Source organism: Mycolicibacterium sp. MU0053, from assembly GCF_963378095.1.
GTDB lineage: Bacteria > Actinomycetota > Actinomycetes > Mycobacteriales > Mycobacteriaceae > Mycobacterium > Mycobacterium burgundiense.
In genome coordinates, this window is sequence record NZ_OY726397.1 from 853,052 (window position 1) to 868,056 (window position 15,005).

A 15,005-nucleotide genomic window follows, 5' to 3' on the forward strand; every position below is an offset into this window, starting at 1 on the left:
CGTGTACTACTTGCTGATCGCCGCGGTGGGGCTGGAACGCATCGTCGAACTGGTCGTCTCCAAACGAAATGCGCGGTGGGCATTCGCCCACGGCGGCAAGGAATTCGGACGCGGGCACTATCCGGCGATGGTGGCCATCCACCTCGCACTGCTACTCGGCTGCGTGCTGGAGGTCTGGCTGTTGGACCGGCCATTCCTGCCGTGGCTGGGCTGGACCATGCTGGCCGTGGTGGTGGCGGCTCAGGCGCTGCGGTGGTGGTGCATCGCGACGCTGGGTAAACGCTGGAACACCCTGGTGATCGTGTTGCCCGAGGCCCCGCTGGTGCGCATCGGGCCGTACCGGTGGCTGCACCATCCCAACTACGTGGCGGTGGTGGCCGAAGGTATCGCGTTGCCGCTGGTGCACTCCGCCTGGATCACCGCGGTCGTCTTCACGGTGGCCAACGCACTGCTGCTGACGGTCCGGATCCGGGTGGAGAATGCCGCCCTCGGTTACACCGATGCCCGACTATGACGCGGACATCCTGATCGTCGGTGGCGGTCCGGGTGGTCTCGCGACCGCGTTACATGCGCGTGCACAGGGTCTTTCGGTCATTGTCGCCGAGCCGCGGACGGCGCCGATCGACAAGGCCTGCGGCGAGGGGTTGATGCCCGGCGGGCTCTCGGCGCTCGCCCGGTTGGGCGTGGATCCGGTGGGTATGCCGTTTCACGGCATCGCCTATCTGGACGACCGCCGCCGGGTGGAGGCCCGATTCCGCACCGGCAGCGGCCGCGGGGTCCGACGCACCACCCTGCATGCGGCCCTGATGAGCCGCGCCAAGGAGGTAGATACCCAATGGGTTCCGGCCAAGGTGACGAGCCTGGCCCAGGACTCCGCCGGGGTGACCGCGGCCGGCCTCCGGGTGCGCTATCTGGTGGCCGCCGACGGTCTGCATTCCAGCGTGCGGCGAGCGGTCGGCATCGAGACCACGGTGGGCGCGCCTCGTCGGGTGGGTCTGCGTCGGCACTACCGGGTGCCGACCTGGTCGGAGTTCGTCGAGGTGTACTGGTCGCCGTTCGGCGAGGCGTACGTGACACCGGTGGAACCGAACCTGGTGGGCGTGGCGATCCTCAGTCGGCACCGCCACTCGCTGAGCTGGTTTCCCTCGCTCGAGCGCAGGCTCGCCGGTGCCGGGGGCGGCTCCGAACGAGGGTGCGGCCCGCTGCGCCAGGTGGTGTCCCGCCGGGTCGCGGGGCGGGTGCTGCTGGTGGGGGATGCCGCCGGTTACGAGGACGCGCTGACCGGCGAGGGGTTGAGCCTGGCCGTCAAACAGGCCGGGGCGGCGGTGACCGCGATCGCCGCGGACCGGCCGCAGGATTACGAACGGGATTGGCACCTGATCACCCGGCGGTACCGCTGGCTCACCCGCGCCCTGGTGCTGGGCACCACGCCGGCGCTGGGCCGCCGGTGCATCGTGCCGGCGGCTGCGGCGTTGCCGGTTGTGTTCCGCGGGGCGGTCCACACCCTGGCGGGTTAAGCCCCGTCGACCAGCTTGACCAGCACGTCCTCGACATCGCGCAGCGGCTGCACGGATTTGGCGGCGCGGGCCTGCAGCAGGGCGCCCTCGACCGCGCTGACGACCACCGATGAGGTGGTTTCCGCTGCACTCGCGGTGGCGCCGGCGGCGACCAGCGCCGCCCCGACGCGGGCCCGCAGCCCCGCGAAGGCGTCCGCAGCCGCGGCGGTGATCGCCGGTTCGTCGGGACCCGCCAAGGCGCCGGCCGCGATCGGGCAGCCGGTGGCGAACTCGCTGGCCTCCAACACGGCGACCCAGTCCGCGATCAGGCTCCGCACGATTCCGGCCGGGTCGTTGTTGCCGGCCAGTCGGTCGATGCGGCCGGCGACGACGGAGCCCGCCGCCTCGATCGCCGCGACCATCAGGTCCTGCTTCCCGCCGGGAAAATGCTGGTAGATCGAATTGCGGGCGGTCGAACTGCGCTTGAGCAGATCCGACAGGCCGGTCGCGTGCACGCCGCGTTCCTGCACCATCGAGATGGCGGTGCTGATCAGCCGCTCCCGCGGCCCGGGTCTGACCGCACTCATTTCTTGGTCGCCTTTTTCGCCGGCGCCTTCTTGGCCGCCTTCTTTGCCGGCGCCTTTTTGGCGGCCGTCTTCTTCGCGGCCTTCTTGGCGGGCGCTTTCTTGGGCTCGTCATCGGAGTCGGAGTCGGAGGATCCGCCGCGTCGTTTCTTGACACTGGCCTCGAGCTTGGCCAACAGATCGGAGACGTCCTCGGTCTCATCGAGCGCGGTGGGCTGCTCCTCGACGGTGAACGCCTCACCGCCTTCGAGCTTGGCCTCGACCAGTTCCCGAAGTTGTTCCTGATAGTCGTCCCGGAACTGATCGGGGTTGAAGTCATCGGCCATCGAATCGACCACCTGCCCGGCCATTTTGAGCTCGGCCGGTTTGATCTCCACCTTGGAATCGAGCACCGGAAAGTCTGGATCGCGGATCTCGTCGGGCCACAGCAGGGTGTGGATGGTCATCACCTCACGCTTGTTGATGTCCATCACCCGAAGGGCCGCCAGTCGGGTCTTGTTGCGCAGCGCGAAATGCACGATCGCGATCCGATCGGTCTCGGCGAGGGTCTTGGCCAGCAGCACGTAGGACTTCGTCGACTTGGTGTCCGGCTCGAGGAAGTAGCTGCGGTCGTACATGATCGGGTCAATGTCGCTGGCCGGGACGAACTGCAGCACGTCGATCTCGCGGCTGCGTTCCTCCGGCAGGGTCGCGATGTCCTCGTCGGTGATCACGACGCTGCGGCCGTCGTCGGATTCGAATGCGCGTGCGATGTCGCGGTATTCGACCACCTCGCCGCACTCCTCGCACACCCGCTTGTAGCGGATGCGGCCGTTGTCCTTGGCATGGACCTGGTGGAACTTGAGGTCATGGTCTTGGGTTGCGCTGTACACCTTGACCGGGACGTTCACCAGGCCGAAGGCGATGGAACCCTTCCAAATGGACCGCATGAATCCAGTATGGACTAACGGGTCTACTGCTCGGGCGGTTAACCGATCACCGGGGGCTCGCCCGGATCCAGGCCCAGCGGTGTCTCGGGGTTGGCGCCGGGCCCGTCGTCATGGGTGAACACCTGCGACGGCGCGACCTTGCAGTAATTGTCCATCGGTGTCTGATCACCCGAGCACCACGGCAGCAGATTGTCCGGATCCGCCGTCGCGGCGGGGGCGCCCAGAATCGCCGCGGCCATTCCGAGCGCGGCCAGGATCCGTCGGGCGCATGCCATACCTGCAACGCTAGCAAGGTATACCTTTGACGGCGATGGGATCACTGGAGTCGCAGGTCAAGCTGACCAACGCCGACAAGGTGCTGTATCCGGACACCGGCACCACCAAGGCCGAGGTCTTCGATTACTACGTGGCCATCGCCGAGGTGATGCTGCCGCACATCGCCGGCCGCCCCGTCACGCGCAAGCGTTGGCCCAACGGGGTCGAACAGGGCGACTTCTTCGAGAAGCAACTCGCGTCCTCGGCGCCGGACTGGCTGAGTCGCGGCAGCGTCACGCATCGCTCGGGTACCACCACGTATCCGATCATCGACAGCGTCGACGGTCTGGCGTGGATCGCGCAGCAGGCGTCGCTGGAAGTGCACGTGCCGCAGTGGCGGTTCGTCGACGACAAACCCGGTCCGGCCACGCGGATCGTGTTCGACCTCGACCCGGGCGAAGACGTGGACATGGCGCAGATTTGTGCCGTGGCGCGGGAGGTGCGCGCGTTGATGGACGACATCGGGCTGCGGACCTTCCCGGTGACCAGCGGCAGCAAGGGTGTGCACCTGTATGTGCCGCTGGCCGAACCGGTCAGCTCCCGCGGTGCATCGGTGTTGGCCAAACGTGTTGCGCAGCAACTCGAACAGGCGATGCCCAAACAGGTGACCGCCACGATGACCAAGAGCCTGCGGGCCGGAAAGGTCTTCGTCGACTGGAGCCAGAACTCGGCGGCCAAGACCACCATCGCCCCGTATTCGATGCGGGGACGGGCCCAGCCGACGGTGGCCGCGCCGCGCACCTGGGACGAGATCGAGGACCCGGATCTGCGGCAGTTGCGGTTCGACGAGGTGCTGGAGCGGGTGGCGCGCGACGGGGATCTGCTCGACGGGCTCGACGAACAGACGCCGGTGTCGGACCGGTTGACCACCTACCGCTCCATGCGGGACGTGGGGAAGACTCCGGAGCCGGTGCCGTCGGCGAAACCCGCTGTCGGCAACAACAATACGTTCGTCATCCAGGAGCACCACGCCCGCCGGTTGCACTACGACTTCCGGCTGGAGCGCGACGGGGTATTGGTGTCGTGGGCGATACCGAAGAACCTTCCCGACAGCCCGTCGGTGAACCACCTCGCGGTGCACACCGAGGATCACCCGCTGGAGTATGCGACGTTCGAGGGCACCATCCCCAAGGGCGAATACGGTGGCGGCAAGGTGATCATCTGGGATTCGGGCACCTATGAGGCGGAGAAGTTCCGTGACCCGCCCGAGCAGGGCCAGAAGGGCGAGGTGATCGTCACCCTGCGCGGCGACAAGGTCTCGGGTCGGTACGCGTTGATCCAGACCGACGGCAAGAACTGGCTGGCGCACCGCACCAAGGATCAGCCGCAGCCGCTGCCGTCGGACTTGGCGCCGATGCTGGCCACCCACGGATCGGTGGCCAAACTCAACGGGACCCAATGGGCCTTCGAGGGCAAATGGGACGGCTACCGCCTGCTGTCCGATTCCGACCACGGCACCGTCAGTCTGCGCTCCCGCAGCGGCCGCGACGTCACCAAGGAGTACCCCCAGCTGAAGTCGGTCGGTGCGGACCTGGGCGATCACCACGTGCTGCTCGACGGCGAGGCCGTGGCTCTCGATGAGCACGGGGTGCCCAGCTTCGGCGAGATGCAGAACCGAGCGCGCGCCACCCGGGTCGAATTCTGGGCGTTCGACCTGCTCTACCTGGACGGGCGTTCGCTGTTGAACGTCAAGTACCGCGATCGACGCAAGCTGCTCGAGACGCTGGCTGAGGGAACGAATCTGATTGTGTCCGAGCAGATTCCCGGTGATGGCGCCGAGGCGTTGAGCTATTCGGCCGAGCGCGGCTGGGAGGGGGTGGTCGCCAAGAAGTGGGATTCGACCTATCAGCCCGGGCACCGTTCGGCAGCGTGGCTCAAGGACAAGAACTGGTTCACCCAAGAGATTGTGATCGGCGGCTGGCGACAGGGCGAGGGCGGGCGGTCCGCAGGTATCGGCGCGCTGCTGATGGGAATACCCGGCCAGGACGGGCTGGACTTCGTGGGCCGGGTCGGGACCGGGTTCACCGACAAGGAACTGGCGAAGCTCAAGAAGCTGCTGACACCGCTGCGTACCGATGAATCCCCGTTCAATACACGGCTTTCCGGTCCCGATGCGCGCGGGGTGACGTTCGTCGAGCCCGTGCACGTCGGCGAAGTGCGCTTCGGGCAGTGGACCTCCGACGGCCGGTTGCGCCACCCCAGCTGGCGGGGACTGCGGCCGGACAAGTCGCCGGAGGAAGTCAGACGGGAGTAGTCGTGGCGATCGCTTCCTGCAGACCCCGGGTCGCCAACTCATCGGCCAATTCGTTGTCGGCGACACCCGAGTGACCCTTCACCCAGAACCACTCGACCTGGTGCCGCGCGCAGGCCTGCTGGAGCCGCTGCCACAGGTCGACGTTCTTCACCGGCTGCTTGGCGGCGGTCAGCCAGCCATTGCGTTCCCACCCGAGCACCCACTTGGTGATGCCGTTGCGGACGTAGGTGCTGTCGGTGTACAGGTGGACGGCCACGGGCCTGCTGAGCGCCTCCAGTGCCATGATCGGCGCGGTCAGTTCCATGCGGTTGTTGCTGGTGATGGCGGGCTCGCCGCCGAAAATCTCGCGGATGTGGTGGCGCTGACGCAGCACCGCACCCCAGCCGCCGGGGCCCGGATTGGGTCGACAGCCGCCGTCGGTGTGGATGACAACTGGGACGTCGATGGACTCGCTCACCCGCCGAGGATAGGCGGGGCGCAGCGGCGTCGGCTCGGCGACGCGCCGAGGTCGGGGGTGTTGCGGCGCGGGGCGGGACTGCGCGGGGTAGGTGTTTGTGTTGTCTCACCTCACAGCGACAGTTAGCGACAAACAGGGTTTGTCGTACTGGGGTGGCAGGGTGCACGCATGGAGACGGGAATTCTGTTGCGTGGCATCGAGTTGCGCTATGTGCTCACCGTGATGCTGGCCAACGGCGGTGAGATGACGGTCCACGAACTGGTCCACGAAATCGATCGCCAAGGGTTCACGGTGGCCGGTCGTCCCTCGAAGACGGTGTCCGACGCGCTGCGCTGGGAGATCGGGCACGGGCGCGTATCGCGATACGGACACGGTCGGTACGGCCTGGGCATCATCCCCAAGTCGACGGAGTACCGGATCTGGCGCCGGGTGGCCGATCTGCGCGAGCGGGCGCGGTCGCGGCGCGAGGAGGGTTGGGCCGCCTGAACGGGCCGCCCGGTTCGGTCCAGTAATTGTCGCTAGCTGTCGCTGTGAGGTGAGACGCCCGGAACAGGTCCCCGACAGCCGCAGTAGTGCCGACAGCCCAGAGGGGCTCCCGGTTACTGCCCGAGCACGCCCCTCAGCGCATCGAGCACCGAGGCGTCCTCGATGGTCGACGGCACCGGCTCATCGCGGCCGGCCGCGATGCCCCGCAGCGTCTTGCGCAGGATCTTGCCGGAGCGGGTCTTCGGCAGGCCCGGCACCACGTCGACGAGCCGGAACGCCGCCACCGCGCCGATCTCCTTGCGCACCAACGCAACCAGTTCCGCCGGCAGCCCCTCGGCCGCCGCGCCCGCCTTGAGCACCACCAGACCGCGCGGCGCCTGGCCCTTGATGTCGTCAGAAACCCCGATCACCGCGCACTCGGCCACGGCGGGATGCGTCGCGAGCACCTCCTCGATGGCCCCCGTCGACAGCCGGTGCCCGGCCACGTTGATCACGTCGTCGATGCGGCCCATCACGAACAGGTAGCCGTCCTCGTCGAATCGGCCCCCGTCGCCGGTCAGGTAGTAGCCGGGATGCTCGGACAGGTAGGAGACCTCGTAGCGGTCGTCGGCGTTCCACAGCGTCGGCAGCGTTCCGGGCGGCAATGGCAGCGCAATGCAGATGGCGCCATCGGTTCCAGGTGCACACTCGCTGCCGTCGTCGGCCAGGATGTGGATGTCGTAGCCCGGCATCGGCATCGTGGGGGAGCCGGCCTTGATCGGAAACTGTTCCAGGCCCATGGGGTTGGCGGCGATGGCCCACCCGGTCTCGGTCTGCCACCAGTGGTCGACCACCGGGATACCGAGATTCTTCGCCGCCCAGTGGTAGGTGTCGGGGTCCAGGCGTTCGCCGGCGACGAACAGATATTTCAGTCCGGACAGGTCGTAGCGCGCCAGGTGCTCGGCGTGGGGGTCCTCCTTACGGATCACCCGGATCGCGGTCGGCGCGGTGAACAATGCCTTGACGTTGTACTCGCTGATCACCCGCCAGAAGGCGCCCGGGTCGGGGGTCCCGACGGGCTTGCCCTCGTAGAGCACCGTCGTCGCACCCAAAAGCAAAGGGGCATAGACGATGTAGGAATGCCCGACGACCCAGCCCACATCGGAGGCGGCCCAGAACACATCGCCGGGGGCAATGTCGTAGATGTTGCGCATGCTCCACAGCAGCGCCACCGCATGGCCGCCGTTGTCGCGGACAATCCCCTTGGGCTTGCCGGTGGTCCCCGAGGTGTACAGCACGTAGAGCGGGTCGGTGGCGGCCACCGGCACCGCCTCGGCCGGTTCGGCGTCGGCCATCAGCTGCTGCCAGTCCAGGTCGCGGCCCTCGACCATCGAACAACGCTGCCGATCGCGTTGCACCACAACGCAATGCGCCGGCGGATGCGCGGCCATGGCCAGCGCCTCGTCGATCATCGGCTTGTACTCGACCACCCGCGACGGCTCGATCCCGCACGAGGCCGTCACCACCGCCGCGGGCCGGACATCGTCGATGCGCACCGCGAGCTCATGCGGGGCGAATCCGCCGAACACCACCGAATGCACCGCGCCCAGGCGGGCGCAGGCCAGCATCGCGATCACGGCTTCCGGGATCATCGGCATGTAGATGACCACCCGGTCGCCCTTGCCGACACCCAGACTGCGCAGCGCGCCGGCGAAGCGGGCGGTCTCGGCCAGCAGTTCGGAGTAGGTATAGGTGCGCTTGGTCGAGGTCACCGGGGAGTCGTAGATCAGAGCGGCCTGCTCCCCGCGACCGTCGTCGACGTGGCGGTCCAACGCGTTGGCGCAGGTGTTGAGTTCGGCGTCGGGAAACCAGCGGTAGAACGGCGGGTTCGCATCGTCGAGGATGCGCTGCGGGGCTCGCGTCCATGTCACCGCGCGGGCGGCCTCGCCCCAGAAACCGGACGGGTCGGCGATGCTGGTGTCGAACACGTCTTTGTATGCGCCCATGACGGCACGGTACAACCCCGGCTGACCTATCGTCATCGGCATGTCTGACGAAGTCGTATTCGATTCCGCCGACCAGATCGCCGTGGTCACGCTGAATCGTCCCGACAAACTCAACGCCATCGACGGCGGGTTGCTCGACGGCCTGGACGCGGCATTGGATGAACTCGAATCCGGGGAGCATCGGGTGGCGATCCTGACCGGCGCGGGCCGCGGGTTCTGCGCGGGTGCCGACCTGAGCGCCACGAGGCAGCCCTGGGCGAGCAAGGCCAAGACCCCGCTCAAGACCACCTACGACGGCCAGGCCCGGCTGGCCGACCAGATGACCCGGCTCTACGAGCTGCCCATCCCGGTGATCGCCGCGGTCAACGGTGTCGCCGTCGGTGGCGGGCTCGCCTACGCCCTGCACTGCGACATTCGTATCGCCGCGCAGACCGCAGCCTTTGGGTCGGTGTTCATCAAGGCCGGCTTCTCCTCGATGGACATGGGCACCAGCTACCTGCTGCCGCGCCTCGTCGGGGCCGGCATCGCGCGGGAACTGATGCTGACCGGGCGGATCATCGACGCCGACGAGGCCTACCGCATCCAGTTGGCCAACGAGGTGACCGCGCCGGAGGACCTCATGGACGTCGCCATGGCCAAGGCCCGCGAAATCGCGGCCAACAACGCCTACGGAGTCTGGCAGACCAAGACCGGGCTCAACGCCGCACTCGATGCGCCGAGCCTGCGGCACGCCAAGGAGATCGAGAACCGCACTCAGGTGCTGAGCACGTTCACCGGCAACGCGGCGGAGGCGGCCATGGCGCATCGCGAGAAGCGGCCGCCGGTGTGGAACGAGCTGTGATCAGACCTTGCTGATCACGTTCTCGGCGAAGCGCTCCAGGTTACGGATCTTGTCCGCCAGCGGCTCGGTGTCCTGGCCCATGATGTAGGGCAGCCGGAACCCGACGATCACGTCGGTGACGCCCTTGTCCTCGAGCCGCTTGATGCCGTCGACGGTGTAAGCGTCGAGCGAGATGACGTGGATTTCAAAGGGTTGCGCGGGATCCCGGTCGGATTCCTCGCGGTACCGGGCGAGCTTGGCCAACAGTTCATCGAGTTCCTCGGGCGCGCCGCCGCCATGCATCCAGCCGTCGTTGCGCGCGGCGCGGCGCAGGGCCGCATCGGCGTGACCGCCGATCAGGATCGGAATCGGCTTGCTGGGCGCGGGCGTCATCTTGGTCTTGGTGATGTCGTAGAACTCGCCGTGGTACTCGAAGTAGTCGCCGGTGGTGAGCCCCCGGATGATGTCGATGCACTCGTCCATCCGCTTGCCGCGCTTGGCGTACGGCACGCCCATCAGGTCGTAATCCTCGGGCCAGGGGCTGGTGCCGACGCCGAGCCCGAGCCGGTTGCCGAACATCGCCGCCAGCGAACCGGCCTGCTTGGCCACCAGAGCCGGTGGCCGGATCGGCAGCTTGAGCACGAAAAAGTTGAACTTCAACGTGGTGGTGACCGCGGACAGCGCCGAGGCCAGGATGAACGTCTCGATCATCTCCTTGCCGTCGAGGAACTCGCGGTTGCCGTCGGGGGTGTATGGATACTTCGAGTCGGACTCGAACGGATAGGCAACGCTGTCGGCCAGCGTCATCGCGTGGTAGCCGGCCGCCTCGGCGGCCTGCGCCAACGGGATGTAGTAGCTGGAATCGGTCATTGCTTCCGCATAGGTGAACCGCATGCCTGCGATACTAGAACACGTTCTAATTGTGGCCGAGCTATCGTGGAAAATATGTCCACCACGGCCGGCCGCTTGCTGCGGACGCGTTGGTTGATGCGAGCGCCCATCGGGCTGTACCGCGCGGGACTGGGGTTCCTGCTCGGGCGGCGCATGCTGATGCTCGAGCACCGCGGACGCAAGTCCGGCCTGCCGCGTCAGGTGGTGTTGGAGACCGTCGATCGGCCGGGGCCGCAACGCTTCGTGGTCGTCTCCGGGTTCGGTGCAGCCTCGCAGTGGTATCGCAACGTGCTGGCCGATCCGCGCGTCAAGGTCAGCGTCGGGACCCGACGCGACGTGCCGGCCGTGGCGCGCGCCATGACCGCCGAGGAGTCCGCGGCGACGTTGTCGGGCTATCAGCGCCGGCACCCGATCGCCTGGCGGTTCCTGGCCCCGGCGATGCGCGACACCCTCGGTGAGGACCTCGCGCTGCCGATGGTGGAATTGACCCTGGCCGGCGGCGATCAGTCGAACGCGAACGGCGGCTGACCGACTCCGGTGACGGTGTAGCCGCCCCACGGCGTCCGTTCCGTCAGTCGCGCGGTGGCGCTGCTACCGGGAGTCGAAACGGTCACGGCACGTTGCCCTTTGAGCACATCCTCGGGCAGTTCGCCGGCGATCGACCCGCGCCAGTGGTAGCGGCCGTCGATCGCGTCGAGATGGCCGCTGAGCCGCGCGCGCACGGCGATGTCGCCGTCGGCGAGCGTGAGGGTGGCGGTGCCGTCGTACACCCGGGCGTCCGTGGGAATCGAACCGGTCAGATAGAACCGGGTCGCGAGCGCGCGTTGCGGCCAGCGGCGCAGCCGGATCCGCGATCTGGCCTCGATGCGGGTCGACCCGGAGTTGCGGAGCAACTCGAGGCACTGGGCGACGAACCGGGATTGGCGCGCGCGATCCGGACCGGGGATGCGGAAGTAGTTCGGCATGCCATGGACCGCGATCGTCGCGTCGCCGCTCGGGCGCGTGTCCAGCAGGATGTGCGCGCTGATGCAGCGGCCATCGGCCGTGGTGAGCGACCAACTATCGGTATCCGCGTCGAAACGGGCATCGCGCAGCCGCGCCTGATCCGCCGGCACCTCGATCGCGGTGATGTCGCCCAGTTCGGAACCGAGGTCTGCGACCCGGCCCAGAACTATGGCGGTCACAGGAAGCCGGCCCGCCGCCACATGCGCCGCGCGAACCGGCCCATCAACCCGATCTCGTCGAAGAACTCGGCCAGCGGGGCGAACGCCGAAACGCACTTCGTCCGGAAATGCGGATTGGCCCGGGCGACCGCGCGCATCTGCTTGCCGTCCAGACCGATTCGGGAGTATTGGATCGGCAGGGTGAACAGCATCCGGTAGAACAGCCCGCCGGCGCCATGCACGTTGGCGATGAACGCCTTTCGGTACCACGGCATGATCGGCACCGTCTTGCGCAGGCCGTCGCGGGCGAATTGGATGTGGCGGGCTTCCTCGGCGACATGAATCCGCATGAGGCGCTGCACGATCGGCTGCAGCTCGGGACTTTCCATGATCTGGCGCTGCATCGCGTCGAAGATCTCCTCGCCGACCAGGGCCGCGCCCCACAGCAGCGGACCGCGGAAGACCAGCGGTAGTGAGTTGATGATGATCCGCTGAAACAGTTTGGGCCGCACCGGCGTACCGCCGATGCGTGCAATGGTCTTACCGAACATGATCATGTGGCGGGTCTCGTCACCGAGTTCGGTCAACGCGTAATGGGTGGTCTTGGCGGTCGGGTTGCGGTGCATCAGGTCACGCAACAGGGCCTGATTGAGAATGTTCTCGAACCAGATGCCCGCCGAGAGGACGTTCACCAGTTCCTGCCGGGACAGGTCGATCTGCTGCGCGCGGGTCAGCGCGCCCCACTCCGGGGTGCCGTACAAGGTGATCATCTCCGGCGGCAGGAAGAACTTGTCCGGGTCCAGCGGGGCGTCCCAGTCGATGTCGACGACGGGTTCGTAGGACCGCTTGACCGATCCCTTGAGCAGGCGTTCGGCGAACTCCTCGCGGGTGGGTCCGGAGGGGGAGAGCGACGTGGTCATGGCGTGGAAGTCCCTTCGTGTGACGTCCGTAATCCTGAAGATTAGACCGCTTCCCGATAAAGTCAATACCGCCGGTACTGGATACTTTGAAATCGTTGTTTGGGCACACTGGACGCATGCCCGAACTGCCCGAGGTGGAAGCTCTCGCCGACTATCTGCGCGGCAATGCCGTGGGACGGCCGGTCGGCCGCATCGATGTGTCGGCACTGTCGGTACTCAAGACCTTCGAGCCGCCGCTGACGGCACTGCACGGCCAGACCGTGACCGGTGCCAGTCGCTGGGGCAAGTACCTGGGTCTGGACGTCGGTGACCTGCACCTGATCACGCACCTGTCGCGCGCGGGCTGGCTGCGGTGGTCGGACAGCCTGGCCGGCGCGCCGCTCAAACCCGGCAAGGGGCCCATCGCGTTGCGGGTCCACCTCGGAACACCGGGCGAGGCACCGGGATTCGACCTCACCGAGGCCGGTACCCAGAAACGGCTGGCGGTGTGGCTCGTCGACGATCCGACCAAGGTCCCCGGCATCGCCAAGCTGGGACCGGACGCGTTGTCGCTCGGACCCGAGGAACTGGGCGCGGTGCTGCGGGGCAACACCGGACGGCTCAAGACGGTCATCACCGATCAGAAGGTGATCGCCGGGATCGGCAACGCCTACAGCGACGAGATCCTGCACGTCGCCAGGCTGTCCCCGTTCGCGACGGCCGGCAAGCTGACCGACGCGCAGTTGGGCGCGCTGCACGACGCGATGATCTCGGTGCTCACCGACGCCGTGCAGCGCTCGGTGGGCCAACAGGCCGCGACGCTGAAGGGGGAGAAGAGATCCGGGTTGCGCGTGCACGCCCGCACCGGTCTGCCGTGCCCGGTCTGCGGCGACACCGTGCGCGAGGTGTCCTTCGTCGACAAGTCGTTCCAATACTGCGCCGCCTGCCAGACCGGTGGGAAGGTGCTGGCGGACCGGCGAATGTCGAAGCTACTCAAGTAGCTCCACGTGATTTCGGCGTGATTTTCCACGCTGAGGGTGTGGGATCACGCCGAAATCACTGACTCCGGCCGCGTGCCTCGCGGTAGCGGCGCACCAGCGCGTCGGTCGAGCTGTCCGACTGGGCCGGCGGCGACTCGTCGTCGGTGAGCACCGACAGCAGCGCCATGGCCTGGGTCTTGCCCAGCTCCACCCCCCACTGGTCGAACGAGTCGATGCCCCAGATGACGCCCGCGGTGAACACCTGGTGCTCATAGAGCGCGATCAGCTGGCCCACCGCCGACGGCGTCAGCCGGTTCGCCAGGATCGAGGTCGAGGGCCGGTTGCCCGGCATCACCTTGTGCGGCACCACGTCGGGCGGGGTGCCCTCGGCGGCAATCTCTGCGGCGGTCTTGCCGAACGCCAGCACCTGGGTCTGGGCGAAGAAGTTGCTCATCAGCAGGTCGTGCATGGACCCCGCGCCGTCGGCGGTGGGCAGGTCGTCGGTGGGCTGGGAGAAGCCGATGAAGTCCGCGGGCACCAACCGGGTGCCCTGATGCAGCAACTGGTAGAACGCGTGCTGGCCGTTGGTGCCCGGCTCACCCCAGAAGATTTCGCCGGTGTCGGTGGAAACCGGGGTGCCGTCGGCACGCACCGACTTGCCATTGGATTCCATGGTCAGCTGTTGCAGATAGGCCGCGAACCGGGACAGGTCGTTCGAATAGGGCAGCACCGCACGTGATTGCGCGCCAAAGAAATTCGAGTACCACACCCCGATGAGACCGAGCAGCGCCGGCGCGTTGGACTCCAGCGGGGTGGTGCGGAAATGCTCGTCGACCACATGGAAACCCGACAGGAACTCGGCGAACCGTTCGCGACCGATGACCGCCATCACCGACAGCCCGATCGCCGAGTCCACCGAATAGCGTCCGCCGACCCAGTCCCAGAAGCCGAACATGTTGGCGGTGTCGACCCCGAACTCGGCGACCCGCTCGGCGTTGGTCGACACCGCCACGAAGTGCTTCGAAACAGCCGCGTCGCCCAAAGCGTCCGTCAGCCAACGCCGCGCCGCCGTCGCATTGGTCAGGGTCTCCAGCGTCGAGAACGTCTTGGAGGCGACGATGAAAAGCGTTGCCGCAGGGTCGAGTCCATCCAGGGCGGCGACCAGGTCGGCCGGGTCGACGTTGGAGACGAACCGGGCGGAGATACCGGCGTCGGCGTAGTGGCGCAGCGCGTCGTACACCATGACCGGGCCCAGATCCGAGCCGCCGATGCCGATGTTCACCACCGTCGTGATGCGCTCGCCGGTGGCACCGCGCCACTGCCCGGACCGCAGCCGGTCGGTGAACTCGCCCATCCGCTCCAGCACCGCGTGCACGTCGGCGACCACATCCTGGCCGTCCACCGCCAACTCCGCGTCGCGGGGCAGCCGCAGCGCGGTGTGCAGCACGGCGCGGTCCTCGGAGGTATTGATGTGCTCGCCGGCGAACATCGCATCGCGACGAGCCTCCAGGTCGACGGCCCGGGCCAGATCGGTGAGCAACGTCAGGGTTTCGCGGTTGAGCCGGTGCTTGCTGTAGTCGATGTACAGGTCGCCGACCGTCAGGGCGTATTCGCGGCCCCGGTCGGGCTCGGCGTCGAAGAACTCCCGCAGGTGGGTGGCACCGATCTGCTTGTGGTGCTGGACCAACGCGGCCCAGGCGGACATTTGTGTGACCTCGGCAACCATGACCCTGACCCTAGTGAATG

General features: G+C 67.3%; 16 protein-coding genes. 7 read left to right on the forward strand and 9 right to left on the reverse strand.

The genetic code is table 11. From position 1 onward, the window contains the following. Position 1: 1 nt before the first annotated feature. Both RCP80_RS03950 and RCP80_RS03955 read left to right on the forward strand, forming a co-directional pair. Complete coding sequence (locus RCP80_RS03950) at positions 2 to 514, forward strand: isoprenylcysteine carboxyl methyltransferase family protein (protein WP_308481103.1); 513 nt, start codon at positions 2 to 4, stop codon at positions 512 to 514. After that, positions 501 to 1,517 carry an NAD(P)/FAD-dependent oxidoreductase gene (locus RCP80_RS03955; protein ID WP_308481104.1) on the forward strand — a complete coding sequence of 339 codons (1,017 nt, stop codon included), beginning with the start codon at positions 501 to 503 and terminating at the stop codon, positions 1,515 to 1,517. The genes RCP80_RS03950 and RCP80_RS03955 overlap by 14 nt, the downstream gene beginning before the upstream one ends. Here the strand turns inward: RCP80_RS03955 and RCP80_RS03960 are convergent. Genes RCP80_RS03960 through RCP80_RS03970 form a run of 3 tightly spaced genes read right to left on the reverse strand, consistent with a single transcriptional unit; the run spans position 1,514 to position 3,284 of the window. After that, complete coding sequence (locus tag RCP80_RS03960; RefSeq protein ID WP_308481105.1) at positions 1,514 to 2,083, reverse strand: TetR/AcrR family transcriptional regulator; 570 nt, start codon at positions 2,081 to 2,083, stop codon at positions 1,514 to 1,516. The two genes, RCP80_RS03955 and RCP80_RS03960, sit on opposite strands and share 4 nt — an antisense overlap. Next, positions 2,080 to 3,009 (reverse strand): non-homologous end joining protein Ku, encoded by a 930-nt coding sequence (gene ku, locus RCP80_RS03965; protein ID WP_308481106.1) that lies wholly within the window; start codon positions 3,007 to 3,009, stop codon positions 2,080 to 2,082. The genes RCP80_RS03960 and ku overlap by 4 nt, the downstream gene beginning before the upstream one ends. Positions 3,010 to 3,047: 38 nt before the next feature. Continuing rightward, complete coding sequence (locus tag RCP80_RS03970; protein WP_308481107.1) at positions 3,048 to 3,284, reverse strand: hypothetical protein; 237 nt, start codon at positions 3,282 to 3,284, stop codon at positions 3,048 to 3,050. 35 nt (positions 3,285 to 3,319) lie between these two features. On the opposite strand from RCP80_RS03970, the gene RCP80_RS03975 reads away from it, so the two are divergent. Continuing rightward, the gene (locus RCP80_RS03975) at positions 3,320 to 5,578 is read left to right on the forward strand and encodes an ATP-dependent DNA ligase (RefSeq protein ID WP_308481108.1); all 2,259 of its coding nucleotides are present in this window, start codon (positions 3,320 to 3,322) and stop codon (positions 5,576 to 5,578) included. On the opposite strand, the gene rnhA is transcribed toward RCP80_RS03975, so the two are convergent. Continuing rightward, positions 5,565 to 6,023, reverse strand: a complete 459-nt coding sequence (rnhA, locus tag RCP80_RS03980) for a ribonuclease HI (protein ID WP_308482694.1) — start codon at positions 6,021 to 6,023, stop codon at positions 5,565 to 5,567. The genes RCP80_RS03975 and rnhA overlap by 14 nt on opposite strands. 180 nt (positions 6,024 to 6,203) lie before the next feature. On the opposite strand from rnhA, the gene RCP80_RS03985 reads away from it, so the two are divergent. Beyond that, positions 6,204 to 6,521, forward strand: coding sequence for a hypothetical protein (locus RCP80_RS03985; protein WP_308481109.1), 318 nt, complete (start codon positions 6,204 to 6,206; stop codon positions 6,519 to 6,521). 113 nt (positions 6,522 to 6,634) lie between these two features. Here RCP80_RS03985 and RCP80_RS03990 read toward each other — a convergent pair whose 3' ends face one another. Further along, positions 6,635 to 8,506 carry a propionyl-CoA synthetase gene (locus tag RCP80_RS03990; RefSeq protein ID WP_308481110.1) on the reverse strand — a complete coding sequence of 624 codons (1,872 nt, stop codon included), beginning with the start codon at positions 8,504 to 8,506 and terminating at the stop codon, positions 6,635 to 6,637. Positions 8,507 to 8,546: 40 nt separating this feature from the next. On the opposite strand from RCP80_RS03990, the gene RCP80_RS03995 reads away from it, so the two are divergent. After that, positions 8,547 to 9,347, forward strand: a complete 801-nt coding sequence (locus RCP80_RS03995; protein WP_308481111.1) for an enoyl-CoA hydratase/isomerase family protein — start codon at positions 8,547 to 8,549, stop codon at positions 9,345 to 9,347. Here RCP80_RS03995 and RCP80_RS04000 read toward each other — a convergent pair whose 3' ends face one another. Then, a complete protein-coding gene (locus RCP80_RS04000; RefSeq protein ID WP_308481112.1) occupies positions 9,348 to 10,220 on the reverse strand; it encodes an LLM class flavin-dependent oxidoreductase in 873 nt (290 codons plus the stop codon). It lies immediately after the preceding gene. 51 nt (positions 10,221 to 10,271) lie between these two features. Here RCP80_RS04000 and RCP80_RS04005 point away from each other — a divergent pair, with 51 nt between their 5' ends. Then, positions 10,272 to 10,745 carry a nitroreductase family deazaflavin-dependent oxidoreductase gene (locus RCP80_RS04005; RefSeq protein ID WP_308481113.1) on the forward strand — a complete coding sequence of 158 codons (474 nt, stop codon included), beginning with the start codon at positions 10,272 to 10,274 and terminating at the stop codon, positions 10,743 to 10,745. On the opposite strand, the gene RCP80_RS04010 is transcribed toward RCP80_RS04005, so the two are convergent. After that, positions 10,721 to 11,401 (reverse strand): DUF4873 domain-containing protein, encoded by a 681-nt coding sequence (locus tag RCP80_RS04010; RefSeq protein WP_308481114.1) that lies wholly within the window; start codon positions 11,399 to 11,401, stop codon positions 10,721 to 10,723. The genes RCP80_RS04005 and RCP80_RS04010 overlap by 25 nt on opposite strands. After that, positions 11,398 to 12,300, reverse strand: coding sequence for an AurF N-oxygenase family protein (locus RCP80_RS04015; protein WP_308481115.1), 903 nt, complete (start codon positions 12,298 to 12,300; stop codon positions 11,398 to 11,400). The genes RCP80_RS04010 and RCP80_RS04015 overlap by 4 nt, the downstream gene beginning before the upstream one ends. A 116-nt stretch (positions 12,301 to 12,416) precedes the next feature. Between RCP80_RS04015 and RCP80_RS04020 the strand changes: the two genes are divergently transcribed. Continuing rightward, positions 12,417 to 13,280 carry an Fpg/Nei family DNA glycosylase gene (locus RCP80_RS04020; protein WP_308481116.1) on the forward strand — a complete coding sequence of 288 codons (864 nt, stop codon included), beginning with the start codon at positions 12,417 to 12,419 and terminating at the stop codon, positions 13,278 to 13,280. Positions 13,281 to 13,335: 55 nt separating this feature from the next. Here the strand turns inward: RCP80_RS04020 and pgi are convergent, their stop codons facing one another. Then, the gene (pgi, locus tag RCP80_RS04025) at positions 13,336 to 14,985 is read right to left on the reverse strand and encodes a glucose-6-phosphate isomerase (protein WP_308481117.1); all 1,650 of its coding nucleotides are present in this window, start codon (positions 14,983 to 14,985) and stop codon (positions 13,336 to 13,338) included. Between the last annotated feature and the right edge of the window lie 20 nt (positions 14,986 to 15,005).

Coding starts and splice junctions, on each gene's coding strand:
- RCP80_RS03955 (WP_308481104.1), top strand. CDS start 501: ATGCCCGACTATGACGCGGACATCCTGATCGTCGGTGGCGGTCCGGGT.
- RCP80_RS03960 (WP_308481105.1), bottom strand. CDS start 2,083: ATGAGTGCGGTCAGACCCGGGCCGCGGGAGCGGCTGATCAGCACCGCC.
- ku (WP_308481106.1), bottom strand. CDS start 3,009: ATGCGGTCCATTTGGAAGGGTTCCATCGCCTTCGGCCTGGTGAACGTC.
- RCP80_RS03970 (WP_308481107.1), bottom strand. CDS start 3,284: ATGGCATGCGCCCGACGGATCCTGGCCGCGCTCGGAATGGCCGCGGCG.
- RCP80_RS03975 (WP_308481108.1), top strand. CDS start 3,320: ATGGGATCACTGGAGTCGCAGGTCAAGCTGACCAACGCCGACAAGGTG.
- RCP80_RS03985 (WP_308481109.1), top strand. CDS start 6,204: ATGGAGACGGGAATTCTGTTGCGTGGCATCGAGTTGCGCTATGTGCTC.
- RCP80_RS03990 (WP_308481110.1), bottom strand. CDS start 8,506: ATGGGCGCATACAAAGACGTGTTCGACACCAGCATCGCCGACCCGTCC.
- RCP80_RS03995 (WP_308481111.1), top strand. CDS start 8,547: ATGTCTGACGAAGTCGTATTCGATTCCGCCGACCAGATCGCCGTGGTC.
- RCP80_RS04000 (WP_308481112.1), bottom strand. CDS start 10,220: ATGCGGTTCACCTATGCGGAAGCAATGACCGATTCCAGCTACTACATC.
- RCP80_RS04005 (WP_308481113.1), top strand. CDS start 10,272: ATGTCCACCACGGCCGGCCGCTTGCTGCGGACGCGTTGGTTGATGCGA.
- RCP80_RS04015 (WP_308481115.1), bottom strand. CDS start 12,300: ATGACCACGTCGCTCTCCCCCTCCGGACCCACCCGCGAGGAGTTCGCC.
- RCP80_RS04020 (WP_308481116.1), top strand. CDS start 12,417: ATGCCCGAACTGCCCGAGGTGGAAGCTCTCGCCGACTATCTGCGCGGC.
- pgi (WP_308481117.1), bottom strand. CDS start 14,985: ATGGTTGCCGAGGTCACACAAATGTCCGCCTGGGCCGCGTTGGTCCAG.